This is a genomic window from Brevibacillus sp. FSL L8-0520, assembly GCF_037963895.1.
Taxonomy (GTDB): domain Bacteria; phylum Bacillota; class Bacilli; order Brevibacillales; family Brevibacillaceae; genus Brevibacillus; species Brevibacillus borstelensis.
Genome location: NZ_CP150171.1, coordinates 2,791,659 through 2,816,594, shown reverse-complemented (window position 1 = coordinate 2,816,594; position 24,936 = coordinate 2,791,659). Strand labels below are relative to the sequence as shown.

23 protein-coding genes are annotated in these 24,936 nt (G+C 50.3%); 16 read left to right on the top strand and 7 right to left on the bottom strand.

Features of this window, described 5'->3' with window-relative positions; all coding sequences use genetic code 11:
• Positions 1-136: 136 nt before the first annotated feature.
• Positions 137-718 (bottom strand): TetR/AcrR family transcriptional regulator, encoded by a 582-nt coding sequence (locus NSQ24_RS13995; protein ID WP_339166036.1) that lies wholly within the window; start codon positions 716-718, stop codon positions 137-139.
• A gap of 299 nt (positions 719-1,017) precedes the next feature.
• On the opposite strand from NSQ24_RS13995, the gene NSQ24_RS13990 reads away from it, so the two are divergent.
• From NSQ24_RS13990 to NSQ24_RS13965, 6 genes are all read left to right on the top strand, one after another.
• The gene (locus tag NSQ24_RS13990; RefSeq protein WP_243014199.1) at positions 1,018-2,178 is read left to right on the top strand and encodes an MFS transporter; all 1,161 of its coding nucleotides are present in this window, start codon (positions 1,018-1,020) and stop codon (positions 2,176-2,178) included.
• A gap of 259 nt (positions 2,179-2,437) precedes the next feature.
• Entirely contained in the window at positions 2,438-2,713 is a 276-nt protein-coding gene (locus NSQ24_RS13985; RefSeq protein WP_024984651.1) for a CD3324 family protein, read from the top strand.
• A 161-nt stretch (positions 2,714-2,874) separates the two neighbouring features.
• Entirely contained in the window at positions 2,875-3,606 is a 732-nt protein-coding gene (locus NSQ24_RS13980; RefSeq protein WP_003390427.1) for a class I SAM-dependent methyltransferase, read from the top strand.
• A 34-nt stretch (positions 3,607-3,640) separates the two neighbouring features.
• Positions 3,641-4,378, top strand: coding sequence for an MBL fold metallo-hydrolase (locus tag NSQ24_RS13975; RefSeq protein WP_024984653.1), 738 nt, complete (start codon positions 3,641-3,643; stop codon positions 4,376-4,378).
• Positions 4,379-4,632: 254 nt separating this feature from the next.
• Entirely contained in the window at positions 4,633-6,177 is a 1,545-nt protein-coding gene (locus tag NSQ24_RS13970; protein ID WP_339166035.1) for an SMI1/KNR4 family protein, read from the top strand.
• Positions 6,178-6,380: 203 nt separating this feature from the next.
• On the top strand, positions 6,381-7,856 hold the full coding sequence (locus NSQ24_RS13965; protein ID WP_171506829.1) for a YdiU family protein: 1,476 nt from the start codon (positions 6,381-6,383) through the stop codon (positions 7,854-7,856).
• A 155-nt stretch (positions 7,857-8,011) separates the two neighbouring features.
• Here NSQ24_RS13965 and NSQ24_RS13960 read toward each other — a convergent pair whose 3' ends face one another.
• The 3 genes from NSQ24_RS13960 to NSQ24_RS13950 all read right to left on the bottom strand — a co-directional run bounded on the left by NSQ24_RS13960 (position 8,012) and on the right by NSQ24_RS13950 (position 10,890).
• Positions 8,012-9,052, bottom strand: coding sequence for a hypothetical protein (locus NSQ24_RS13960; protein ID WP_339166033.1), 1,041 nt, complete (start codon positions 9,050-9,052; stop codon positions 8,012-8,014).
• 172 nt (positions 9,053-9,224) lie between these two features.
• A complete protein-coding gene (locus tag NSQ24_RS13955) occupies positions 9,225-10,622 on the bottom strand; it encodes a hypothetical protein (RefSeq protein ID WP_024984657.1) in 1,398 nt (465 codons plus the stop codon).
• An 88-nt stretch (positions 10,623-10,710) separates the two neighbouring features.
• Positions 10,711-10,890, bottom strand: a complete 180-nt coding sequence (locus tag NSQ24_RS13950) for a hypothetical protein (RefSeq protein ID WP_339166032.1) — start codon at positions 10,888-10,890, stop codon at positions 10,711-10,713.
• Between the two features lie 160 nt (positions 10,891-11,050).
• Here NSQ24_RS13950 and NSQ24_RS13945 point away from each other — a divergent pair, with 160 nt between their 5' ends.
• On the top strand, positions 11,051-12,352 hold the full coding sequence (locus NSQ24_RS13945) for an AAA family ATPase (protein ID WP_024984658.1): 1,302 nt from the start codon (positions 11,051-11,053) through the stop codon (positions 12,350-12,352).
• A 17-nt stretch (positions 12,353-12,369) separates the two neighbouring features.
• A complete protein-coding gene (locus tag NSQ24_RS13940) occupies positions 12,370-14,097 on the top strand; it encodes a hypothetical protein (protein ID WP_039070339.1) in 1,728 nt (575 codons plus the stop codon).
• A 146-nt stretch (positions 14,098-14,243) separates the two neighbouring features.
• Here the strand turns inward: NSQ24_RS13940 and NSQ24_RS13935 are convergent, their stop codons facing one another.
• Positions 14,244-14,528: a YdeI/OmpD-associated family protein gene (locus NSQ24_RS13935; RefSeq protein WP_003390415.1), complete on the bottom strand. Its 285-nt coding sequence runs from the start codon at positions 14,526-14,528 to the stop codon at positions 14,244-14,246.
• A gap of 10 nt (positions 14,529-14,538) precedes the next feature.
• Positions 14,539-15,417, bottom strand: a complete 879-nt coding sequence (locus NSQ24_RS13930; RefSeq protein ID WP_003390414.1) for a 5'-3' exonuclease H3TH domain-containing protein — start codon at positions 15,415-15,417, stop codon at positions 14,539-14,541.
• Positions 15,418-15,668: 251 nt separating this feature from the next.
• Here NSQ24_RS13930 and NSQ24_RS13925 point away from each other — a divergent pair, with 251 nt between their 5' ends.
• From NSQ24_RS13925 to NSQ24_RS13895, 7 genes are all read left to right on the top strand, one after another.
• Entirely contained in the window at positions 15,669-15,875 is a 207-nt protein-coding gene (locus NSQ24_RS13925) for an alpha/beta-type small acid-soluble spore protein (protein ID WP_003390413.1), read from the top strand.
• Between the two features lie 194 nt (positions 15,876-16,069).
• Positions 16,070-16,336 (top strand): hypothetical protein, encoded by a 267-nt coding sequence (locus NSQ24_RS13920; protein ID WP_339166031.1) that lies wholly within the window; start codon positions 16,070-16,072, stop codon positions 16,334-16,336.
• Positions 16,337-16,418: 82 nt separating this feature from the next.
• A complete protein-coding gene (locus NSQ24_RS13915) occupies positions 16,419-17,291 on the top strand; it encodes a M23 family metallopeptidase (protein WP_339166030.1) in 873 nt (290 codons plus the stop codon).
• 18 nt (positions 17,292-17,309) lie between these two features.
• On the top strand, positions 17,310-18,125 hold the full coding sequence (locus NSQ24_RS13910) for a GTP pyrophosphokinase family protein (protein WP_003390409.1): 816 nt from the start codon (positions 17,310-17,312) through the stop codon (positions 18,123-18,125).
• 62 nt (positions 18,126-18,187) lie between these two features.
• Entirely contained in the window at positions 18,188-19,426 is a 1,239-nt protein-coding gene (locus NSQ24_RS13905; protein WP_003390408.1) for a D-alanyl-D-alanine carboxypeptidase family protein, read from the top strand.
• Positions 19,427-19,638: 212 nt separating this feature from the next.
• Positions 19,639-20,469, top strand: a complete 831-nt coding sequence (locus NSQ24_RS13900) for a glycosyltransferase (protein ID WP_003390407.1) — start codon at positions 19,639-19,641, stop codon at positions 20,467-20,469.
• Positions 20,450-21,379, top strand: a complete 930-nt coding sequence (locus NSQ24_RS13895; protein ID WP_003390406.1) for a glycosyltransferase — start codon at positions 20,450-20,452, stop codon at positions 21,377-21,379. The genes NSQ24_RS13900 and NSQ24_RS13895 overlap by 20 nt, the downstream gene beginning before the upstream one ends.
• Before the next feature lie 843 nt (positions 21,380-22,222).
• Here the strand turns inward: NSQ24_RS13895 and NSQ24_RS13890 are convergent.
• The gene (locus NSQ24_RS13890; RefSeq protein ID WP_003390404.1) at positions 22,223-23,449 is read right to left on the bottom strand and encodes a glycosyltransferase family 4 protein; all 1,227 of its coding nucleotides are present in this window, start codon (positions 23,447-23,449) and stop codon (positions 22,223-22,225) included.
• A gap of 205 nt (positions 23,450-23,654) precedes the next feature.
• Here NSQ24_RS13890 and NSQ24_RS13885 point away from each other — a divergent pair, with 205 nt between their 5' ends.
• On the top strand, positions 23,655-24,932 hold the full coding sequence (locus tag NSQ24_RS13885; RefSeq protein ID WP_031933092.1) for a nucleotide sugar dehydrogenase: 1,278 nt from the start codon (positions 23,655-23,657) through the stop codon (positions 24,930-24,932).
• Positions 24,933-24,936 lie beyond the last annotated feature (4 nt).

Sequence of the window (24,936 nt, the reverse complement as noted above, 5' to 3'; positions counted from 1 at the left end):
GGAATCCAGCTAAGTATTGCGAGATTCCACATCGTTCAGGAGGGATCATTCCACTATGAGAGTAACGCCATATTAATAGCGGAAGGAGCTTTTTTGCGAAACGAGGAGGTTTAAGTAACGCTCGTCTCCAAACAGGCTATTTGATCAATGAGAGGGTAACCTCTACGGCATGATTGATAAAGGAGCGGTCCGGGCGAGATTTCATCATGACGGTGAGCCCGATGACCGACACGACAAGCGTTTGCGCAAGAGCTTTTGCATTCTTGACTGTCTTCAGTTCTCCCGTTTGTATCCCTCGTTCAAGCGTTTCCTGAAAAATCGCCGAAAGATACATCTGATGCTCCCTCGTAAGAACTTCAAACTTCTCATCGTGTGGTGCAAGCTCGACCATTGTGTTGATGCAGAAGCATCCCCGGGTCGGATTTTGGTCATAGTCCTCAGCGGTCAAGCTTTCAAAAAAAGACCGAAACGCGTCTTTCACAGACGGATGTTTTTGGAGTGCCGCCCGGACACGGGAAGCGTGGAATCGTGTATATTTCCTCAGCGCTGCTTCGAACAACTCTTTTTTGTCCCCGAAAGCTGCATAGATGCTTGGCCGTTGGATGCCCATTTCAGCCGTCAAATCGCTGAGTGAAGTCGCTTCGTATCCCTTTTTCCAAAATACATGCATGGCTGCGTCCAATGCTTTTTCCACATCGAATTCTCGTGAGCGAGCCATCACAACAACCCCTTTTTATATCGAACGGTATGATATGATTTTATATTTCTGCCAGCATTGTGTCAAATCGAGAAGAGAATTTTGTTGACATATGAAGTTCGCGAGCTGTATAAATGGGAAAGGATAATTATTTACCGATCAGTATAAAATTTTTCTTCGCTATGAAACTGGAGGGTTGTAGCTTGAGTGGAGAGGGGCTTTCCCAAAAAACAGAAGTCGTTGTCGATCAAAAGGACGGAGCCATTGCGGACAGGGGGCAACCGGAGTCCGCTACTGCCTCTTGTATACCGGTCAGATCGATGTCTCGCTCTGTTGCACTGCTGTTCGCGGCCGCCTGCGGGATGGCTGTAGCCAGTATCTATTTCGCTCAACCGCTGCTCGACTCTTTGGCTCGGGAGTTCGGACTTCGTCATTCATCGATTGGCATTGTGATTACCGTTACCCAACTTTGTTATGCATTGGGGCTTTTTTTACTGGTGCCGCTTGGAGACTTGTTGAACAGACGCCGACTGATTCTGTGCCACATGCTTTTGTCCGTACTTGCGCTAACCGTAGTAGGTACTGCTCCTGCCGCTTCGATCCTGTTGGCAGGCATGGCTGTAATCGGCTTTTTGGCCGTTGTGACCCAGACGCTTGTCGCATATGCTTCAATTTTGGCTGCCCCATCCGAACGGGGGCGAATTGTCGGCCTGGTGACGAGCGGGGTGGTCATTGGCATATTGCTGGCGAGAACATTTGCAGGCATTTTGACCGACATTGCCGGCTGGCGCTCAGTTTATCTCGTCTCTGCAGCAATGATGCTGCTCATGGTCGCCGCTTTGGTCATAGTGCTGCCTCGCGAAGAACGCGAAAAAACGTCGATGACATACTCGCAGCTGCTGGGCTCCGTTATTGACTTATTCGTGCAGGAGAGAATTCTGCGGATTCGGGCTGGGCTTGCTTTGTTGATTTTTGCTGCATTCAGCATATTATGGACTTCACTCGTCTTGCCGCTTAGCTCGCCGCCGCTTTCGCTATCCCATACCGCCATCGGGGCCTTCGGCTTTGCCGGAGTTGCTGGAGCATTGGCAGCAGCCAGAGCAGGCCGGCTCGCGGATCGAGGCTTCGGAGAGTGGTCCACCGGTATCGCGCTCACATTGCTGATCGTGTCCTGGCTCCCGATCTCCTATGCTGAAAACTCGCTGCCTGTTTTGATTGTTGGCGTGGTTATCCTGGATTTGGCGGTGCAGGCCGTCCATGTGACCAATCAGAGCATTCTCTTTACCGTACGCCCCGAAGCGCGCAGCCGCCTGACCGCCGGCTACATGGTTTTTTATTCCATCGGAAGCGCGTCCGGTTCGATTGCTTCGACCAGCATGTACGCCTATGCGGGCTGGAGTGGCGTTTGCCTGCTTGGGGCAACAGTCAGCATAATGGCTCTACTGTTATGGACATTCACCCGGCGTCGGATTTCATGTTAGAGGAAGATGATGTCTGGTTCTGGAGCGATAATTCGCTATAATGGTTGTAGATGGTTTACAAGTTTTTGAGGCGAGGTGAACACACATGTCACTTGAAAGAAGTACAACCGTTCAAGTGGATGCGTCGGGCTCCGGGCAAACCAGCACGGAGATATAACAATGCTTTTGTTCGGAGCCGCCTTCCAAACCATATAGGCTGATATATCTTGTGCAGGCTTTGCTCACTATTTACACAAATCTGTAGATAGGAGCGGCGAGAATGAAGCACGAAAAAGCAAAAAATATTTTGCCAAAGCACGTGATCGAATGCATTCAACAATACATTGACGGCGCGTATGTGTATATTCCCAGAAAAGCTGAAAAACGCAAGGCGTGGGGCGAGCTGACCGGAGTTCGGGCTCAGCTCAAAATCCGAAATCAAAACATCTATAAAAGCTTCTTGCAAGGCGATTCCATTGCGGAGTTATCTCAGCGACATTATCTGACGGAGCAATCGATCCGCAGAATTATCCGGGAAGAAAAGAAGCGCGTGTAAAAGGGAGCGATATTTGATGTGATCCATCGAGATACTTCAAATATCGCTTTTTCTTATTGAAATGATTCTGTTTGATTCGGGTGCATGCATGCGCTTGAGAAGCATGAATAGAGATGGTAGGGTGGGAGACAAATGATGCTGCAAACAGAGGAGCGAGAGTCATGACTCAAAACATCTATGACAATGAGGAATTTTTCAAAGGGTACAGTCAATTGAGACGTTCCATAAGCGGGCTGGATGGTGCACCGGAATGGCCGACACTGCAGTCCATGCTCCCGGATTTGCACGGTGCCCATGTTCTTGATTTGGGATGCGGGTTCGGCTGGTTCTGCCGCTGGGCCAAAGAAAATGGCGCCTCAAGTGTAGTCGGGATCGACATTTCTGAGAACATGCTGACCAGAGCGAAACGGGAAACGCAGGATTCCCAGATTGCCTATCTGCGGGCAGACATGGAGAGCCTTGAATTAAAGCGAGACTCATATGATCTGGTGTACAGTTCGCTGGCATTTCACTATATCGAAAACGTGCAGGGCTTGTTAAAGGAAGCGTACGCATCTCTCAAACCAGGGGGGAGTCTGGTATGTTCAGTAGAACATCCGATTTATACGGCTTCTAGCGGGCCTGGGTGGATCAAGCATCCTGACGGTTACAAGACGTGGCCAGTCGACAACTATCAATATGAGGGTGTACGGAAAACCAATTGGCTGGTCGAAGGAGTGGTCAAGCAGCATCGGACGATAGGCACATATTTGAACATGCTGATTGGGCTTGGTTTTACAATAACCCGTGTAGTAGAGTGGGGACCCTCCAGTGAACAAGTTGCCTCCCATCCTGAGTGGGAAGAGGAGCTTCATCGCCCTATGTTTTTGCTGATTTCGGCTCGAAGATCCTAGTCATCTTATAGCCAAGAGAAAGGAGATGTGGATAATGAATCACTGTCATTTGCTTCACATCGAGTTCGAGTACGATGGACATAAACAGAGCATCACGCCTGTTCTTCTTCAAGATGAGCAGGATCTTATTCTCGTCGATTGCGGCTATCCGAATTTTATCCCGCTTCTTGAAAAAGCGGCTCTCCAGAATGGCATCGCATTCGATTTGCTCACCAAAGTCATCGTGACACATCACGATATGGATCATATCGGTTCGCTGGCAGAGCTGAAACGGAAGTACCCCCAGATCGAAGTCATTGCCCACGAACGGGAGGTTCCCTACATCGAGGGTACGAAAAAATCGTTGCGGCTTGAACAGGCGGAATCGACCTACGATGCGTTGCCGGATGAAGCAAAGCCGCAAGCTGAACAGTTTATTCAGTTCCTTGCTTCTATTGAAACCGTTTCAGTAGAAAGAGCCGTTTCCAATGATGAGAGGCTGCCTTGGTGCGGCGGCATTGACATCGTCCACACACCAGGGCATATGCCAGGCCATATTTCGTTGTACCTTTCTTCCAGCAAAACGCTGATCGCGGGAGATGCAGTCGTAATGGAAGAAGGCAAGCTGAATATCGCAAATCCGCAGTATGCTTTGGACCTGGACGAGGCTGTTCGGTCCGTGCATCGATTGCTTTCCTGCGACATTGAGCGGCTCATCTGCTATCATGGAGGCTTGTTTCCTGGTGATGCCAAGAAAGCCTTGCTGGAACTCGCTCGTAAGTACGAGAGGTAAATCGTACCGGAGACTTGCCCTGAGCAGCGTATTGATACTTTTCTCATAACAGGATCATCCAAGACCGCCCGTTTCCAGGCGAACAGTAGATGGATTTGGCATAAATTAACATCCAACAGGTGGAATGGCCGCGTGAATCTACTATAATGGTAAAGAAAAGCAGAGGTTGAGATTTTACCTCGGTGCCAGATGATCTGTTTGGAGCTACAAAAAGAATGAGAATCGCTAAAATGGCGCGAAGGAGACGTTTGCACATGCGACAATTGCTAGAGGAAATCATAGAGCAGCTGCGATTCGATTTGCCTGGTCTAGCCGCATCCTTTAATCCCCCTGCAACAGAGGAGGAGCTTCGCAAGGCCGAGGAGGAACTGGGTTTTTCCCTTCCTGCTGAACTGCGGGAGCTTTACCAGATACACAATGGGCAAAGCGAGGATGGCCCCGGCTTCTTTTTTGACCTTCCGTTTCTTTCGCTGGAAGACATGCTCGCAGAATGGAGAATATGGGCGGAATTGGAGGAAGAGTACGCCATGGAAGGCGGGCATTATTCCGTTCCCGCCGCTTGGATCAAAGAAAGATACATAAACCGCTATTGGCTGCCGATCAGCAAAGACTGGGGCGGCAATCATTTAGGGATCGATCTGGATCCGGACGAGAAAGGTGTAAGCGGCCAAGTAATCAATTTCGGCCGCGACGAAGAGGTCAAGTATGTGGTAGCTCGTCGTCTCACCGATTTCCTGCAATGTATCCGAGATACAGCACGCGAGGGAAATTACAGTGTCGATCAAGAGGAAGACTACACCTCCTGGAGCTTTGGTCGGGAGGGAGAGGTACACTTTCTCGATGCCATTCGCGGGATGAATTTGCCCGTTCTCGAACCATTCCGCGCAGCTTCAGAAGTACCAGACGCAGACGTGTGGTTTGAAGGCCTCGACGACCAATGGAAGAAAAGGATACTCGAGTCAAGCAGTTCACCAGAGGCTTTTCTTCGCAGGAAAAAGCTGCTTTTTATACAGCAGGGACTTACTGATATCGCTCCGCTTGGTTCTTGCAGTGAGGTGCGCGAACTGATTCTTAGCGGAAACGAAATTCGTTCGATTGAGCCATTGAGCGGCTGCAAGCATCTGAAAAGATTGTATTTGGTGAAAAATCCGGTATCGGATCTGCGGCCATTGCGAGGTTTGGAGTATTTGCAGGAACTGAATCTTTCCGGTACGGCCGTCACGGATGTAACCCCTCTTGGCTGCTTGCCAAAATTGACAAACCTGGATATTCAGCATACACCTATTCGTGATTTTTCACCGTTATCATCGATCAAGGGTTTGCGTATGTTGGAAGTTAGCGAGCCGGATGCGGAGCAGCTTCGAAGTCTGTCGGCGCTCACTCAGCTTACAGAGCTGACCCTTGCTGGACTCGGTCAAGTAAGCGAGAGCGATTTGAACGCGATCGGACAACTGGTAAACTTGCAAACGTTTCAGCTGGAAGGGGTTTCTTTGCCAGGTCTTGCGTTTCTGGGAAATTGCCGCAGGCTTCAAAAAATAGTGATAAAGGATTCGACGATTGGGGATGTTTCAGTCTTGGCCGGGCTTACTAAACTTCAGTCCCTGGAGCTGAACGGTTGTCCCGATATCGGGAAGCTGGAGGAGCTGGCCCGGTCGGCCTCTTTGAGGAAAATAACGGCTTCCTTCCAGCAATTCGCACGATTAAAGGATTGTTTTGACCGAAAAATCGACTTTTCCACGATGATCGGGGAAATGACAGACGAAGAAGAAGAGATCTGGCATCAATATTTGACAGACTAGGCAAACTTCCAGACAATGCGAAACAGGCTAGTGAAAGCACGTCTTCGTTCGCTGTTCAAAGGGGCCACCTACGAGGGGAACAGGTATAATAAAAGGGCGGAAGCGGACACTAAAAAGGGATGACTTTGCAATGTCTGGAACATAGATAACGATAAATAGGATACAATTCCAATGAAGAAAAACAGGAAGAAAAAGGAGCCAAGATGACAAAGGAAACAGCAAGCACAGAAGCAGGATGGAACTTTGACAACAGTTACGCACGTCTGCCGGAATTATTTTTTTCCAGCCAAGGTCCCACTCCTGTACGGGCACCGAAGCTCATCATTCTCAACGAGTCCCTGGCATCATCCTTGGGATTGAACACTCAAGCGCTGCGCAGTGAAGATGGCGTTTCGGCGTTTGCCGGAAACCGGATTCCCGAGGGCGCTTCCCCGCTCGCTCAAGCTTATGCGGGGCATCAATTTGGACATTTCAACATGCTCGGGGACGGCCGGGCACTGCTGCTCGGCGAGCAAATTACTCCTGAAGGCGAAAGGGTAGATATCCAGCTCAAAGGCTCAGGCAGAACACCGTATTCCCGAGGCGGAGATGGCCGGGCGGCACTCGGACCGATGCTGCGCGAATACATCATCAGCGAAGCCATGCACGCTCTCGGGATTGCAACGACCCGCAGTCTGGCAGTAGTGACGACCGGTGAGTCCGTTATCCGTGAGACTGACCTGCCCGGTGCGATTCTCACGCGCGTGGCCGCCAGTCATTTGCGGGTCGGTACCTTTCAGTACGCAGCAAACTGGGGGACAGCCGAGGAGCTCCGGGCTCTGGCTGACTATGCGATAAAGCGGCACTATCCGGACATTGAAAACAGTGAAAATCGCTATCTGTCGCTGCTTCATGAAGTGATCAGGCGTCAGGCGGAGCTCATTTCAAAATGGCAGCTAGTCGGCTTTATCCACGGCGTCATGAACACCGACAACATGACCATCAGCGGGGAAACGATCGATTACGGTCCTTGCGCCTTTATGGATACGTACGACCCGGAGACGGTATTCAGCTCGATTGATATCCAGGGCCGCTACGCCTATGGCAATCAGCCATATATCGGCGGGTGGAATCTCGCGAGATTTGCCGAAGCCCTATTGCCGCTGCTGCATGACGACGAAAAGCAGGCGATTGAACTGGCCCAAAATGAGCTTTCCACATTTTCGAAGCTGTACTACCACAATTGGCTTGCGGGAATGAGAGCAAAGCTGGGAATAAGCAACGCGGAAGAACAGGATGAAGCCCTTATTGAAGACCTCCTCCGTATGATGCGAAATTATCGGGCGGACTATACCAATACCTTCCGTGCATTGACTTTTGACAAGCCGGAGGACACACCGATGAACGGCACCCCGGAGTTTGCACAGTGGCATGAGCAGTGGCAGGCGAGACTTGGCAGGCAGAAGGAATCGAAAGCAGCCGCACAGCAGTTGATGCGCAGCAGCAATCCGGCTGTCATTCCACGCAATCACCGGGTAGAAGAAGCACTGGAAGCTGCGGTCAACGACGGGGACTACAGTGTAATGCATCGGTTGCTTGAGGTTCTTTCGAAGCCCTATGAGCATTCGCCTGAGCAGGATGAATACTGCACACTGCCGGCTGAATCAAACCGCCCGTACAAAACCTATTGCGGTACCTGATTAAAAACAACGGACTACCCCCCAATGCCAAAACAATACATTTCATCTGCATGACTACGGGTATGTATACCGTAGTCGATGGTGCAAGCGCCCTTTCCTGTATATTGCAAAATCCACAGGATACTCCGTGGATTTTCCTTTTTGGTTCGTTTGTTCTAATTTTGTCTAGGTCTCTTCGTTTTTGCAGCTCTTGTCAAAACCAGTTTTACAAAGGTAGCCAGCCCCAGGTACCCAAAGAGCGGATAAAGAAACAGCAGCAAATCGGAATAACCGATAAAGCAAAGCAGAAAGCTTACGGTAAATAAAGCAAGATAGACTCTCGTTTCCGGAATGTTCACGAGCTCCCGTACTTGCTGTCCGATCCCGAAGACGTTTGAGATGAGGGTCGTAAAAATTTCCGAGTAAAGGACAAAAACAAAGAACAGCTGCAGCCAGTCATTCCACTGTCCGGTGATGAAGATGATCGGTACTTCCAGATGGCGGATCTGTTCCCAATTGGCGAGCATGGCGATATGAGAGCTGAGCATCATGAATCCAAGACCGCAGCCGCCTATGATGCCGGCTCTTTTTAAGACTGCACGCTCCTTGATGGCGTAACCGATCGGGATGAGTACGGCTTGGGCCATCGCCAGATTAAAGGAGACGTACAAGACTGCCTGCCACAAAATTTCGAAGGAGTCCGGCGGTGGGAAGGGGAGCGGTGATGCTACGTCGCCATCGATCAGAATCAGAAAGGAAAAGAGCAGCATAGTGGGCACGACAATGGAGTTGATCGCGAGCAGCCGGTCCAACCCTTTTCGGAGGAGCAGAAAAGCTGCTATGGCTGTGGTGATAATCCCGAAGGTATAGGGGAAATTGAATTGCTGTTCCAGTACCGAACCTGCGCCGGCGAGCATCACAGTGGTCACGCCGAGCAAAGTCAAAAATACCAATACATTCATGATTCGTCCTGCAATAGAACCAAACAGCAACCGATTAAACGATTCGTATGAAGGTGTACCAAGTTGTTGGGCAAGGAGCATCATCCGGTAAGCCAGCCACATGAACAGGCCAGTCGATACCCAGATGGCCCAGGTGCCTGCATCCCCATATGATGTAAAAAAAGCAACGATTTCCTGCCCGCTGGCAAAACCAGCTCCGACAATCGTTCCGATGTAGGTGGCTGCCACCTGTACACTTTTGATCCACAGTTTCATAAGTGAGGCCCGACCTTTCCTCCAGCTTGCTTCTACCATTTTATGGAGGCTTGGTCAAAATCAGAAGAAATAATGAAGCATTGGCTGAGAAAGTGAAAAAAATCCTCCCGACATGATATTGGCGAATCATGAACGGAGGATTTTTCTTTTCGAGAGGCCGTCCTTTGGCTGTTTAGATGAGGAACATTGCGACGAGGGTCGTTACCAAAAGACCGATCACCACGGGATAAAGATTGCGTCTCGCCAGCTCGAACGGATCGACGCGGCAAATGGCTGCAGCGGGAATCAGCGCCCACGGTATAATCGTGCCGCCCCCGACCCAAATAGCGGAGATTTGCCCCAGTGCCGTCAAAGTAGCGGCTCCCGTTCCCAGAGCAGTGGCAAACAATTGGGCCAGCGACCCGGCGAGGGTAATTCCGGAGAAACCCGAACCATCCAGACCCGTGATGACCCCGATGGCCGTCAAGGCAAGCGCCGCCACTTCCTTGCTTAACGGAATCGTATGTGCCAAAGCAACCCCCAAGTCGTTTACAATCCCCTGCGACCCGGCAGGAAGCGTTTCGCCAAAGACCTTAACGAAACCGCTGTCGCCCATATAAAAGAAGGCAGCGATGGGGATGACCGGACCAAATACTTTAAAACCGAATTGAAAGCCGTGGATTAGGTGATTCGTGACTTTTTCCAGCCCCGCCTGCTTGTGAGCGATCAGTGTGACAGCGAGGAGAATAAACAGAGCAGTTCCTCCGACGAGGGCGGTGGCATCTCCGCCTTTTAGTTGGAGCATGAACATCGCATACACATCGAGGAGGAATAGCAGAATAACTGCGGCAGCAATCCAACCGCGCAAGCCAGCAGCAAGCAGTGTGGAGGCGCTTTTTTTGCCAGAGTCGGAATCTTCAATCTTTTTCAATGGTTCGGCGACAAGTCCGTTCTTCATATCTTTCCTCAAGTACCAAAATGCCGCGACTGTCGTAACCACTCCCATGACGATTACGAGAGGAACACTCGCCGAAATGACGTCTGCAACGGGGAGGCCGGCTGCTTTGGCTGTCAGAGTGGGCGCCCCCTGAATAATAAAATCGCCAGACAAGGCAATGCCGTGGCCGAACAGGTTCATCGCGACTGCGACACCAATCGCGGGAAGACCTACGCGGATGGCTGCTGGGAGGAGGACGGCTCCGACCAGCGCAACGGCAGGGGAAGGCCAGAAAAACCAGGAAATGGCCATCATCACAAGCCCGATCACCCAAAACGCCAGCGCAGGTGTGCGGATGAGCGAAGAGACGGGCTTGATCATCGTCTCATTAATCCCCGTCTCGGATAAAACCTGGCTCATCGCAACGATAATGGATATGACCAGTATCGTCGGCAACAGCTCCGTGATGGCATAAATAAAGCTGCCAAACAGTCCGCCAACCGCTGTTGTGACAGAGCCCGTAGCAGTGAGTCCGAGAACGGCGATCCCGATCATGCACAAAAGACTTGTGTCTCGTTTCATCACCATCGCCGCGATAATGATGAGGACAAACAGGACATATACGCCGTGCAGCCAGAACAATTCTGCACCCATGCCAATCCCCTCCTTGATCGAGTCAGGAGAATGCCTTTGCTGTCACACTATGCAAGGAAACAGGCATGGGTGAAGGCGGAATTTTCGTTTACACTTTGTTGTAGCGGATCGTTCGCCAGACTTCCCACATCCAGTGGTGGGTGACGTGGTCAAGCTCTTCGGTCCGGTTCAAGATTCTGTAGATACGCTCCATGAGCTGCTCGTATTCCTCTTCCGTCAACTGTACCTGGGGCATCCCAATCTTCCTCTCATTGTCATTATTATCCATTTTATCCCATCTTTGTTGATCGTTATACGGACGGTGAGCGGTTCTTGATGTGGTCGACAACTGGAAATGCTTCGCTGTTTATGCGAGGATAGATAAGGAAGCAATTTTTCACCAAGTAAGGGCAAAAGAGGGGGGACCGGCGCCTTTTGCGCCATTTACCATGCTGAATACCACGCAGCTTCAACAAAAAATAGATCAAGCGATCGAAGTACTGGAGCGCCGGTTTTTTGAGAGGAGCGAGCTGATCCGGCTGCTGATCCTCGGAATCATGAGCGGCGAGAACGCCCTTCTCGTTGGTCCTCCGGGGACAGCGAAATCGCAGCTTGCCCGCTCCATTTCCAAACTATTCGGGTCTGAGCATTGGTTTGATTATCTGCTTACCCGTTTTACGACACCAGATGAGATTTTTGGCCCGGTTTCGCTCCAGCAGCTCAAACAAGACCAATACGTACGGAAGACAGCCGGGTATTTGCCGTCGGCTCAATTCGCCTTTCTCGATGAAATCTTTAAGGCCAATAGCGCGATATTGAACTCTTTGCTGTCCATTTTGCATGAACGGATTTACTTTAACGGAAGAGAAAAAGAAGAAGTGCCGCTGCTCTTTCTCGTGGCCGCTTCCAATGAACTGCCCGACGAAGAAGAGCAGCTGACGGCCTTGTACGACCGGTTTCTCATCCGTTACGAGGTGGGGTATCTGCAGCATGCCTCCAGCTATGAAAAGATGTTCGATCCGCCTGCAAAAGAGATACCCGTGGTCTTCTCATTGTACGATGTAAAGGATGTCCAGTCCGCCTCGAAGAAGGTTGCCATCTCGGAGGGCCTGATTTACTTTTTGTACAGCTTGAAAAAGGATCTCGAGGAAAAGGAGTTTGTCATCTCTGACAGGAGATGGAACAAGATCGTTCATGTGTGGAAAACCTCTGCTGTCCTCAACGGCCGGGACTATGTGTCGATTTGGGATACCGTCTTTACCCCGCACATGCTATGGGAGGTTCCAGAGGATTTGCCCGTCTTGCGTGAGCTGTTTGAAAAAAGGTTTACGGAGCAGGTGAAGGCAGAGCTCGAAGCTGAGCTTCCTTTGCGGAGATACCATCAGATTGCCCAACGTTGGCTGGAAAAAGAATCGGAGCTGCACGCCTTCCAGTTTAAAAAAGAGATCGGTCATAAGATGGGAGCCCAGAGGACGGAGGAGTACCGCTCCATGCTGGAGGAATGCCGGCTGGAGCTTGAAGAGACGGGCAGGGATCTGCGGAATCGTTTGCTCGGCTGGCAGCGGCGGGAGAAGGATATGAATGCCTACATCTATGAGAAAAACAGGCTCATCCATCAAGTAGATAAGTATACGGTCAAATACGTCCACCTGCGCGTCGAGGGGGAACGGATTCTACAGATGATACAAGGGGTATATCGGACGGTGTTCGATCGCGAAATTGCGGGTACCGAATATGATTACACCCTCTGAGGAGGCTGCCGGCGATCATGATTATTCGTGCCAGCAGGGTCGACCGTTATGTCTTCGACGGACTCTGCTATTCATCACGGACGGCAATGGAATGGATGGAGGAAGCAAAAAAACGGGCACCGTGGTTTTCCCGGGAGCTTCTGGCTGATTTTTTTCTCTGCTTTTTCCTCTCTGCGCCCGAAATCGATCAGACACAGGAAGCCACGCCGTTCCATCGTTGGATGGTCCAGACGCTCCGCAAACAGTACTTTTACCAGACTATACACCCGCGTACGATCGGGCAGGAGAGCGCTTCGTTCAAAACAGCGATCAAGGCTCTTATGTGGCTGGCGGAGAGCTTCGCGGAAGAAGTGAAGAAGCGAGAACGCGAGCAGCAAATGACGCCACTGGTTGCCGGGCTGAAACAGAAGCAGCACGGGGAGGGAAATGAGCAGGCCAAGCTTTCCGAGTTTCTTACAGAAAAACAGATTTCGCGGCTGCAGCTGGTGGGATATACGTTGCAGCAAGGAAAGCGGCTGGTTGAAGAGAAACAGGAAGTGCTCGATTCCCGGCCATTGGTGGAGGCCGAGATCCAGTCGCTCAAGGGACGAATAGAAGAACTGCGCGAAGATATGCGGGTGCAATTTACGAAGCGGTCCAAGCTGCAACAGAAGGTAAAAAAGCTGGAAGAGGAGCTCACGAAACGGGAAAAGCAGCATGAGCGCCTTACGCGCCAGGAGCGGGAAGCTATCGAGCGGTTCGAACAGGAGCTGGGACAATGGCTGGATCGTTCGTTGAAAGAGACGCTCTCCGGTGAGGAAAATGACACTCTGTTTATTGGCGAGCTGCTTGAGGCCAGCCAGCGCTTTGCAAATCGCCGCTGGGGAAACGATCTGGGAAAGCTCCGCAGGCAAGCGCTGGACCAGTACCTGCAATGGGTGGACAAGCTGAAGCGGCATCCTGATCTGCTTTCTTTTTTGGAGGAGGTGGGGCGCAACGTCCACCATTTTCGGATCAAAAAGAAGGAGAAGCGGACACGCCGGATGCCGGAGGAATACGACAACCTGAGGCAGTCCGGGGATATCGGACATATGCTCCCCAGTGAAGCGGTTCTTTTGGCTGATCCCGACTATGAAACGTATTTTTTGCTGAAATGGCTGGAGCAAAAGCTGATGACATACGATACGACAGGCTGGTATGAGGAGCCGCCGAAGGGCCCCGTTATTTTCATGCTGGACACCTCTCATTCGATGAAGGGCGGAAAGCTGCGACTAGCCCAAGTGTTTGTGATGACATTCGCGGCCCTTTGTCTGTTGGAAAAGCGAGATTTTATGCTGCTGTTATTTGGAGCCAAGGGTGAACTGCTGGAGCGGGCCTTGTACCATAAAAGACCGGATTGGCCAGGATTCTATGCTTTGGCCCAGACAGCCTTCGGCGGGGGCACTCACTTTGATGCCCCCATGAAGCGCGCGATTCGCATCCTGGAGGATAACAACCGGTTTCAATCCGCTGATCTCGTCATGGCGACAGATGGCATCGGCGGGCTGTCTGCTTACGTAAGGGACATGCTTGCGCAGTTGGCCCAAAAGAAGCAGGTGAGGCTGCATACGCTGATCGTCGGCTCTGCCCGGCAGCATTTGGTACAACAATACGACATACTCGGGGTTTCCCATCGGGTGAGGTTTGCTTCAACCTGGGAGAGCCGAGGGGAGGAGCAGACCGGGCTCTTATTGGATGTATTTTCAACGAGACAACCATCGCAATAGCCGCATTCTGAAACGGATAAGCGGCAAAAAGACCATCTTGGCACTGGCAGCCAAAGATGGTCTTTTTACAATCCTGCCACTTTTGGAGGCACGGCTTTCTTGTTCAGGCTTTCTTGTTCAGGCTCTCTTGCTCAGCCCTTTCTTGCTCACGCCTTCACCCAAGGGTTTTTCAGCCCGGATGAAAGCCGTTCAACCGTTTTTTGGAGCCTGCTCGCCCTCGTTTCCTCCCGTTTTAGATGCTGTGAACGAACAACAGGACACAGTCCTTTGAATTGCTCCTGGTGTTGTCTTTCTTGTTGTTGAGGGGGCTCGCTCTGCATGGCTGCACCATCCGGCAGCGGGAGCAGCAGGTTTGTATAGCCCTCGGGGGAATTAAGCACCAAAACTTGATGACCTTCCTTGATCCTGAGCTTTTTGGCTAGTTCTCCCATGGCTCCTCCATTAGTTGATCCGGCTAAGCAGGCTGCGGCCAAATTCCAGCTCGTCAAATTTTTCACGTACACGAGTGCTTTCGTATTCCCATTTTGCTTGCTCCGGCTCAAAGGTGATCGGGACATCACAGATGATCGTCGCCAATTTTTGACTGAGATACACCTGGTCACGGTTTTCTTCCAGCTTGGCTCTCATTTTTGGCGTACAAGCCTCCAGCCGGCTGTACAGGTTGTCCAGACTTTGATGCTCTGTGATCAGCTTATGGGCTGTTTTCTCGCCAATACCGGGACAGCCGGGTATACAGTCGGAGGCATCACCCATCAGGGCCTTTACGTCGACCACCTGCTCTGGGGTGATGCCGCGCAGGTGGAGCAGACTGGCGGGCGTGTAATGCTCATGCTTGCCGCCGTTTTTCAATATCTTCACGCTGACTTTTTCTGACACGAGCTGAAGGCTGTCGTAGTCACCCGTTGCGATCACAACCTCATTACCGTCTGCAGCCAGCATCGTGCTGAGTGTCCCGAGTACATCGTCCCCCTCATAACCGGGGCATCCTATATTCGGTACAGAAAAAGCATCGGTTACTTCCTTTACCAAATCAAACTGCGGGATCAATTCATCGGGAGGAGCATTGCGGTTCGATTTATAGCCATCGTACCACTGGCTACGGATAAGGGTTTCCCTGGCTGCGACATCCCAGCCGACAGCGACGTGTGTGGGCTGGATCAAGTCGATGTAGTCCAGCATCATTTTGGTAAATCCATGCACAGCGTTGGTGTAAACGCCTTGAGACGTTTGTCGGTATCCGCCTGTCCAAGCGGAAGCGTAAAATGCGCGAAACAGAAAGCTCATTCCGTCAATGAGCAAAATTTTTTGCGGATTGTTCACAACGGCGACTCCTCTCATCGTCGAGACTATTCGCCTCATTATAGCACAAAACAGGACGAGCACTTTTCTTTGCGCCTGTCAGATTTTACATCGAGGAAAGGCGAATGCGGCTGGACAGTTGGAGGGAAGATAGTATCACAAGAGGTCAACAAGACTCTTTTCTCAACGTCTCTCGGTCTCAGTTGGAGAGGAGCAGCACGCTGACGGTTCGAATCCGTCCCGGGAGAAAAAAGCGATAGGAGGAATCACACATGGCGAACAACAACTCTGGCAACACCAACAATTTGTTAGTTCCTCAAGCAAATGCGGCCCTGGACCAACTGAAGTATGAAATTGCTGCAGAATTCGGTGTAAACCTGGGCGCAGATACCACTTCCCGCCAAAACGGTTCCGTCGGAGGAGAAATCACGAAACGTCTGGTTAGCTTTGCTGAACAACAACTGGCAGGCCGCGGATAAATCCGTGCAGCTACAAGTAAATATGTGAATGCAGGAAGGCCCCTCATAGAGGGGTCTTTCTTCTTGTCTCTACACAGGAGCCCTTTCTCTGCGGAGTGTGCGAATACACAATCCACATTCGCGGACTAGTCATATGGTGTAATGTAACGGAGGCATCCTATTCTTTGTGGGATAGAGAGGGGGGACGGCGGGCCGTGAAAAAGAAGGACATGAAACGCCTGTTTAAAGCCAACCCGGATTTTGAAGCATGGCTTATGCAGGACCCATCACGTGTGGCTGCGATTCGCGCCAACCCGGCGGCTGCAAGCGATTTGTTCAAGCGATGGAACGACAGAAAAAAAGGAATCATCGATTTTGACAACATTACACAGAAGACAAAACGGGCCAGCGAAATGCTGACAAACGTTCAATCAATTATGGAAATGATGTCGGATTATAGCGAAAAACAGTCGGAACGGTAGAAGGCTGAAGAATTTTAGCCTTCTTTTTCTTTTTCATTTCCCGCTTTGATTTGTTATACTGGAAAATGGGAGGGAATACGCGATGATCCAGCAGATTTCCAGTCTGATGCTGATAGCCGCTTTGGTCTTTTCTGCGGGGACAAGCAGCATGGGGAAAGAAATAAAAGAGAACGCCCAGACTGTCTTCGAGCAACCATACCTGGCGATCGCACCCGTTCAAACATATCCGGGTGACGCAGTACTGGTGAAAAGCAAACAGGCTACGTCAGTCACCCTTTTTCAGAAAACGTACCGGCTTCAGCCTTCAAACGGCGAGTATGTCCGGTTTATTCCGGTTCCTTTTGACGCAAAGCCCGGGACCTATCCTATACAAACTGCGGATAACAAGCATAAAGCTGAATTGACGATCCTGCCCAAACAGTTCGCGGTAGACAAGCTGACTGTTTCCAAGCAACTAAACCAAATGAGACAAGACACGGCAAGAATTGATGCCGATCAGAAGAAAATCAACGCTGCCCGCTCCAAGTCTGCGGAGACAGCGTATTTTGCCGACAAATTTCAATGGCCTGCAGAAGGCCGCATTACAACCCCATACGGATATCAACGAGTGGTTAACGGAGTACCGGCCAATCGACATGCAGCCATAGATATCGCCAACAAGACGGGCACGCCGATCGCGGCGACCAACCACGGAAAAGTCGTGCTCGCGGAGTCATTGTATTTGACCGGTAACACGGTAATCATTGACCACGGCCTCCAGGTATTTTCCATCTATGCACACATGTCCAAGATTGATGTAAAGACGGGTGATCTGGTGAAAGCCGGGCAACAAATCGGCCGCATCGGTAGCACGGGTTTCTCGACCGGGCCTCATCTTCACTTTGGCATGTTGATTGGAAATACGTATGTCAATCCGCAACCATTTCTGGATGCATCACCTTTCCTCTGGGAGTGACATGGAGGTGTTTTTTGCATGAAAAGCACACAAGTACCAAATCGGGTATTAAATAACCTTGTTCATTTTTTGGCACCTTATGAACAAGCGGTTGATGAATTGAAATTAAAGCTAAAAGGAATTAAGTACGGCTTTATGAAGCGGGGACGGTATTCCCCGATCGAGTTTGTAGTAGGTCGCGTCAAAAAAGTGGACAGCCTGGTGAAAAAGGCTCAGGAAAAAGGGATTGATTTTACGCAGAGTGATTGGGAAGCGGATCTCGCACGCGAGATTACGGATATTGCTGGATTGCGCGTGGTCTGCCGTTATGTTGATGATGTACGCGAGGTTCAGCAGCTGCTGCAGGAGCGGGAAGATATTGTCATCCATGACGTGAAGGACTATATTGCATCACCGAAAGACTCCGGGTATCGGAGCATTCACATGATTGCATCCTATACGGTGTATCATGGCAGCGAAAAAATTACATTGCTTTGTGAAATCCAGATCAGAACTCTCGGAATGAATTTCTGGGCAACCAATGAACATGAGCTCAGATACAAATATGCAGGGAACATCCCTCAGAATGTGATGGAGCAGCTCCATGAAGCTTCATTGATCACTCACCAGCTGGATGTGCTGATGAACAATTTGCGGCAGGAGATTTTAACGCCGCAAGCGGTCGATCCGACCTTGGAAGAAAAACTGGAAGAGATCTTCTCATTGTATGTGAAGCAAGATTTAGAATCGGCTGCCGCCCTGTATCGCGAGTACGTCAGCGGATTTGAACAGGCTTTTCAGGACAATCCGAAGTTTAAGATGATCTATGATTTGCTCGGAAAACGTCTCGGATAATAGATAAGCGCTACTTTTGGATGACAACTAGATCGAATAGCTATGAAAGGAACAAAAATAGCATGCGTTATTTACTCATCTGCCTGCTGGCCGTGGCATGTGTTTTTTCCACCACCGCGGTACAGCAGGTCAAGGCCCAGGAGGGATCTGCCGTCTTGTCGCCGGAACAAATTAGCGGGGAATCTGCTATCTTGATCGATGCAAAGACCGGTCAGGTTTTGTTCGAAAAAAATTCCCACGCCAAGCTGTATCCGGCAAGCATCACCAAGATCGCAACCGGAATTTACGCAATCGAGAATGGAAATCCGGATGACATCGTGACTGTTTCGAAAAGAGCTCGCTGGGAGGAAGGCACGCGTGTCTACCTTGCAGAAGGAGAGCAAGTAACGCTAAAAAAGCTGGAGTACGGACTGTTGATGAACTCCGGTAATGACGCGGCAACAGCGATCGCCGAACATTTGAGCGGTACCGTAGAGCAATTTGCCGAACGATTGAATGCCTATCTTGTCGAAAAAGTGGGCATTGAGGAAACCCACTTTACAAATGCCCATGGCTTGCATGATCCGAATCACTATACGACAGCAGCCGATATGGCAAAAATTGCCCAATACGCCATGCAGAATCCGATTTTCCGAGAAATCGTCGCAACAGAGCGGTTGCCATGGGACGGTCTGGAATGGCAAACGGTTTTGGTCAACCATAACAAGCTGCTCCGAAATTATGAGGGAGCTACCGGAATCAAAAACGGGTTTACCGACCAGGCACGCAATACCCTTGTCGGCTCGGCCAAACGGGGAGACACAGAATTTATCGCGGTTACGATGAAAGCGGGCTCGAGCAACCTTTCCTACAAGGATGTTACTGCCATGCTGGACTATGGCTTCGCTCATTTTGAGACAAAGCAAATCGCCCATGCTGGACAGGCCTTTACACGCGCTAAGCAGAGTATACAGCAGACTTCGCAGGAAGAAGCGCCGACCTATACGGCCGATTCCGATTTATATGCGACTGTCCCCTTGGGAACAACCCCCGAGACCGAGGTAACTGCTGATGGCCAGCTAATTGTCAGGGCTGGGGAACTCTCGCGTACCTATGCCTTGAAACGAAAAGAGGAGCCGCGTGTAGCAGCCGCTGCAAGCAAAGAAGAACCGGAGAGCGTGCCAACCGGTCCTCGATACGGAATCCTGTTTACCTGGCTTGGACTTAATCTTTTTCTGGTTACCTATACGGTAGCCCGTGCGAGAAAGCGTCGACGTCAGCGTATGCGCCAAATCCCAAGAAATTGGTCTCGCATGCAATAAAATAATTGCAGGTGTCAAAGCCGTCCCTTCTATGACAGGGACGGCTTATTGGCATTGGTTAGAAAAAGAATTACATACGTAATGATCACAAACAAATACTGATAGAAAACGAAGAGTGGAAGTCAAGGAGTCAGGGGATAACAGCCGTGTCCATACTCGCGTGACCAACGTATGGTAAAAAGAAACCATCTTACCGGAAAGGGGGAAACGCGATGGACGACGATTTATCTGTCGCACCAAAAGTGTCGGTTATTATTCCTGCTCGCAATGAAGGCAAACGCATCGTCCGCGTCATCGAGGAAGTAAAAAAGGTATCCCCCTCGATTGAAATTCTTGTTGTATCAAACGGCACAACAGATGGAACTACAAAGCTTGCGTTTCATTCAGGTGCTCGTGTAATCGAAGGATATCAATCATTAGGATATGATGTAGGACGTGCGGTAGGTGCTTACTTTGCCAGAGGGGAAGTCTTGCTGTTTATCGACGCTGACTTCGTCATCCCTGCTCAAAAGCTGCGCGTTTACATCAATGCCATTCAGGCTGGCTGGGATATCGCCTTAAATGCATACTCCGGCTTCTGCACCAAGCGAAACATGCATCCAACCTCGCTCGCCAAGCGTCTCTTGAACCATATTACGGGCAGGCCGGACCTCGTCGGCAGTTCTTTGACCACCGTTCCACATGCCATGAGCCGAAAAGCAGTGAATCGGATCGGCTGGGAGGAGCTAGCTGTCCCACCGAAAGCACAGGTAAAGGCAATTCTCGAGGGACTGTCTATTACTCGTGTTTGTCCGATTAATACGGCCAAGGTCAATAAACGACGGACCGGACGAACGGAAAATGTAAAGGAACTGGTACTTGGAGACCACGCTGAGGCGATCGCGTACTTTATAAAAGCAAGGGGAGTTCGAGCGGGATTTCATGACCTGGATCGAAACCGCCAGTTGTTGAATGTTCCCGGACATCTTCATTTGCGTTCGGTCATGCACAAAGAGACGGCGCGAATAGAAGGGGGAGAAGGGCGTGATCATCTACAAACCTAAGAGAAAAGGCCAGGTAACGAAAAGAAAAGCCATGGTCAAGACCGGGAAGAGACCAGCTAAAAAGAAAGCGGCCCGAAGAAAAAGGCTCCCTTTGCTGGACAGCCTGCAAACAAGGCAAAACATGCAACGACTCTCGGTCATCATACCGGTTCGGGACGAGGAGCGGACGATCGGCAAAGTGCTCAAGCAAGTGGTGCGTTTGAGACCAAAGGAAATTATTGTGATTGCAAATGGCAGTCGGGACAGAACGATACAGATTGCGACCACATACAATGTCACTTGCCTTTCCTATCCGTTTCCATTGGGACACGATGTTGGGCGAGCGATCGGGGCCAAGGAAGCAAGCGGAGACGTGCTGTTGTTTCTTGATGGAGATATCGTGATTCCAGCTGAACGTCTCCAAAGATTTGTCAAAGCTTGCTACCTCGGAGCGGATATATCGCTGAATAACGTAAACCGATTTTTTAATAATACGGCAAGAATTGACGCTGTGAGCATGGCCAAATCATATTTGAATCGCCTGCTGCTGCGCCCTGATCTCGGTTTTTCCTCGATGACGGCAGTGCCTCATGCGATGAAACGATCTGTGGCGGCCTGGCTTGGGTATGACAGCCTGATGGTTCCCCCTTTGGCCCAAGCAAAGGCGATTTTGCAGGGAATGCGGGTCGTACAATCAGCTAGTGTGGATGTCTTGCGGACGAATCGGAAGAGAATCATCAATCAGAAGACGAACAATCTGGTGAAGGATCTGATTTTGGGCGATCATATGGAAGCTCTTTCCTTTTTGCAGTCCATGAAATCAGAGAGAGTGTTTTTTTTCGATCAGCTAAGAAGGAGACACATCTTTGGACATATAGGAAGAACGGCAAAGCTTGCTTCGAATCACTTCGTTCTTCCAAACGATGTCTAGGAACATAGAAAACCGTTGCCATCCTTTAAGATGACAACGGTTTTTGTTCTGTTTACAACTGGCTGCCAGTTGTTCGTTATCGTTGCCGTCAGACTTGGCTTACCCGTTTAATTGTTTGTGAGCCTGGCTCAGACTGCTTGTGAATGCTGGGTCAGGTATCTGATAGTCAGACGGCAGATCACTTACTACCATGGACCATAAGCCAGGGTCGAACAATTGCTCCCGGTTTTGATAGAAAATAGACTCGATTCGCTGTGTATCGACACTTTGGGAGTGAATTTCTTCCGATAGAGGTGCAGGTGCGTTTATAACATCCGCTTCGATGGCAGGAAGGATTGGCGCAGTTGGGATGGGGGTCACCTCCGGAACGGTTGGGGGTGCTGGAAAAGCAAGTGTTCGCCTTGTCCATGCGGTTCGACGCTTTCGTGTTTTGGTCATGATACGGTTCGACCTGCGGGGACCTCTCATGAGCCCTGCTTGTTTATTTCCTGCACGGCGAAGTGGACGTTGCCTTGTTTTGGCGGCTGAACCGGAAACAGACGGTTTTCGTTCCCGCATGGCTTTCTGGACGGTGGACAGTGCCAAACGGTACGGGACATTCTTTGCTTGCTGCATGGATATCGGAATGCCTCTTTTTAGTAGAATCTGCCGGTATGCTGCATACACTTTATCATTTTTGCTGGGGGTGGACCTATGAACCGATCTTGCTATCGTTTGCGGGCGCCTTCCCCTGTTCATTTTTGTGGACGGACCTCTCACTGCAGCGCCGCGATAAACCAGGGGGGCTTTCCGTTTTCGGCTGACGGGTCGAGATGAGCTCCTAAGCTTTTTTATGGCCATATCTTACTTCCTCACCTTCTCTAGTGCTGACAAATAAATCCCCATCGTATTTTTCAAGAGAGTAGACAGAGACCAGCGGTGCAATCCCCATCGATGTCCTTGAACTGCCACTTGCTTTGCAAGAGTGGGATGCGAGAGGACATAGTTGAGCTTGGAAGCGAGGTCATCGCTATTGCTCGAGGCGAAGATAAAGCCGGTCTTTTTATGGGAGACCATTTCCGGGATACCGCCTGCATTCGAAGCTACGACGAGCTTTCCAGCTACCTGTGCCTCCATGATGGAAAATGGGTGGTTGTCCTGTACAGAGGGAAGAACCAATATGTCACTTTGCCTAAGAAGCTGAGGAACATCGTCACGATCCCCGAAGAAATGGACCACGTCGGTTATGCCCAGGGAGCTTGCAAGAGACACCATTTCACTGTACAGGGGTCCGTTGCCGATCAGCCAGCAGACGAAGTCATTTCTTTTTTGTTTCAGCCTATAAATGGCTTCCAATAGATATCTGTGTCCTTTGACAGGGACGAGTCTGGCGGGGCAGATCAAGACGGTTTTTCCACTCTCAACCATCGGAACATAGGAGGACGGGGGAGCGTTGTATTTTCTCAAAAATTGCTGGATGTCCATGCCGTAGGGAACGGTGTGCAGGAGTTTAGGAGGTACACCATAGTCCGGCTCGCTCAGCTTCCGCTTTAGCCAGGAAGTCGGAACCATGGTTTTGGTGGCGGAGGTCGCTCCATAGTACTCTTCCTTGCAGACATACTTCCACGGAAGCGATTGTTTGCTGGTCACGTCCCCTGAGAGCATATGTTCGGTAGCCAAAAGACCGTGAATCGTGGCAACCAGTGGAACATTCGGTGGTTTTACCCTCGATAGCGCTCGCGTCGAAATAATGTCCTGCGTATGGATCAGATCGTACTGCTTCAAATTGAATGAAATGGCTGCCAATTCAAAAGAGTACCGTTCAATCTCCCGCCAGCGGATCCAATCATCTACGTACGGCTGAGACGTTTCGAAGTACTTCAGTACATTGTCGTACACGACCTGCTTGATTTTTGCTTTCGTCAAGTACCGCCCTGAGTGGACAATGTAGTATTTCTGCATATCCGGGTGGTGGGCGAGTACATCGACCTGGTGACCTGCCGCCATCAGTTCTTTTCGGAGCACATTGACGTAGGTATTGACTCCTCCGACGTGCGGCAGATACCAGTACGTTGCGATGAGGATACGCACCTATGAATCTCTCCTTTTCTGTATCATCGCATACCGGCTCACTATGATATATGTCAAGCCACGGCTAAGCGGAAGAGGATGTTCAACTATTTTTTCGTGATATTCCACTACTCTTTCAAAAGATAGTATATCCGACCATATCGAAAGTATAGTCGTTCACATAACCTAAGATAGCCGTATACGAAGGGAGGAAACCTGGTTGACCGTGGACAAAGAAAATACGACACCTGTCGTAGCCATTATCGGGTTGGGGTATGTCGGGTTACCTCTTGCCATGCTGTTTGCTTCCAAACGGGTGTCTGTCATCGGAATAGACGTAGACACAGAAAAAATAGAAATGCTCCATTCAGGAAAAAGCTATTTGACCGACATACATGATCGTGAGGTTGCCGCATTGTTTGACACAGGTTGTTTTTCAGCGACCGATGATTTCTCGAAAATCCGTTCCGCCGAGGCTATCATCCTGTGTGTGCCTACACCGCTGCGCGATCATTCGTATCCAGATCTCAGCTATGTTCAGGCCGCAGCCAACTCACTAGTTCCGCATTTGCATGATGGACACTTGGTCGTGCTAGAAAGCTCCACATTTCCCGGAACGACAGAAGAAGTACTGCTGCCGATATTTTCTCGGAGCGGGTTGCAGGTAGGGAAAGACTTCTATCTCGGTTATTCGCCGGAGCGGATTGATCCTGGAAACAAACAGTATTCATTAGAAGATATACCAAAGGTAATCAGCGGGATATCGCCAAACTGCCTGCAAAAGGTGAAAGAGGTGTACGGTCTCGCTTTTCGTCATCTCATATCTGTCACCACACCGAAAGCAGCAGAAATGACGAAGCTTCTGGAGAACTGCCAACGGTTCGTAAATATCTCCTTCATGAATGAGTTCGCAATGATCTGCGCTGAAATGGGGATAGACGTGTGGGAGGTGATAGAGGCAGCAAAAACGAAGCCCTACGGTTTTACTGCTTACTATCCCGGTCCTGGCATCGGCGGACACTGCATCCCGGTCGATCCGCTCTATCTGCAGTGGAAAGCAAAGCAGTACGACATGGAAACACGTTTTATCCACCTCTCAAAAGTGATCAATGACCAGATGCCAGACTACATCATCAGCAGGATCATCAAGGCCATGGGAAACAAAAAACCCGTGACGCAGCAGCGAATTCTGCTTCTTGGCTTGACCTACAAAAAGGACGTCAACGATACACGTGAATCGCCTGCACTGGCCATCTATGAAAAATTGGACAGTATGGAGCTGAGTGTCTGCTACCATGATCCGCTGGTGCCCCAAGTGAAGGTCAACGGAAGAGAAGCGAAGAGTGTGGAGCTCTCCCCGGAAAGTCTGTCAGCCTTTGATTGTGTCGTACTGCTGACCGATCATACAGGGCTGCCTTACGAGATGATCGGGAAACACGCTAGACTGCTCTTTGATACCCGAAGAGTCTTTACCGAACAGCAAGATAATCTCATTTTACTCTAGGGAG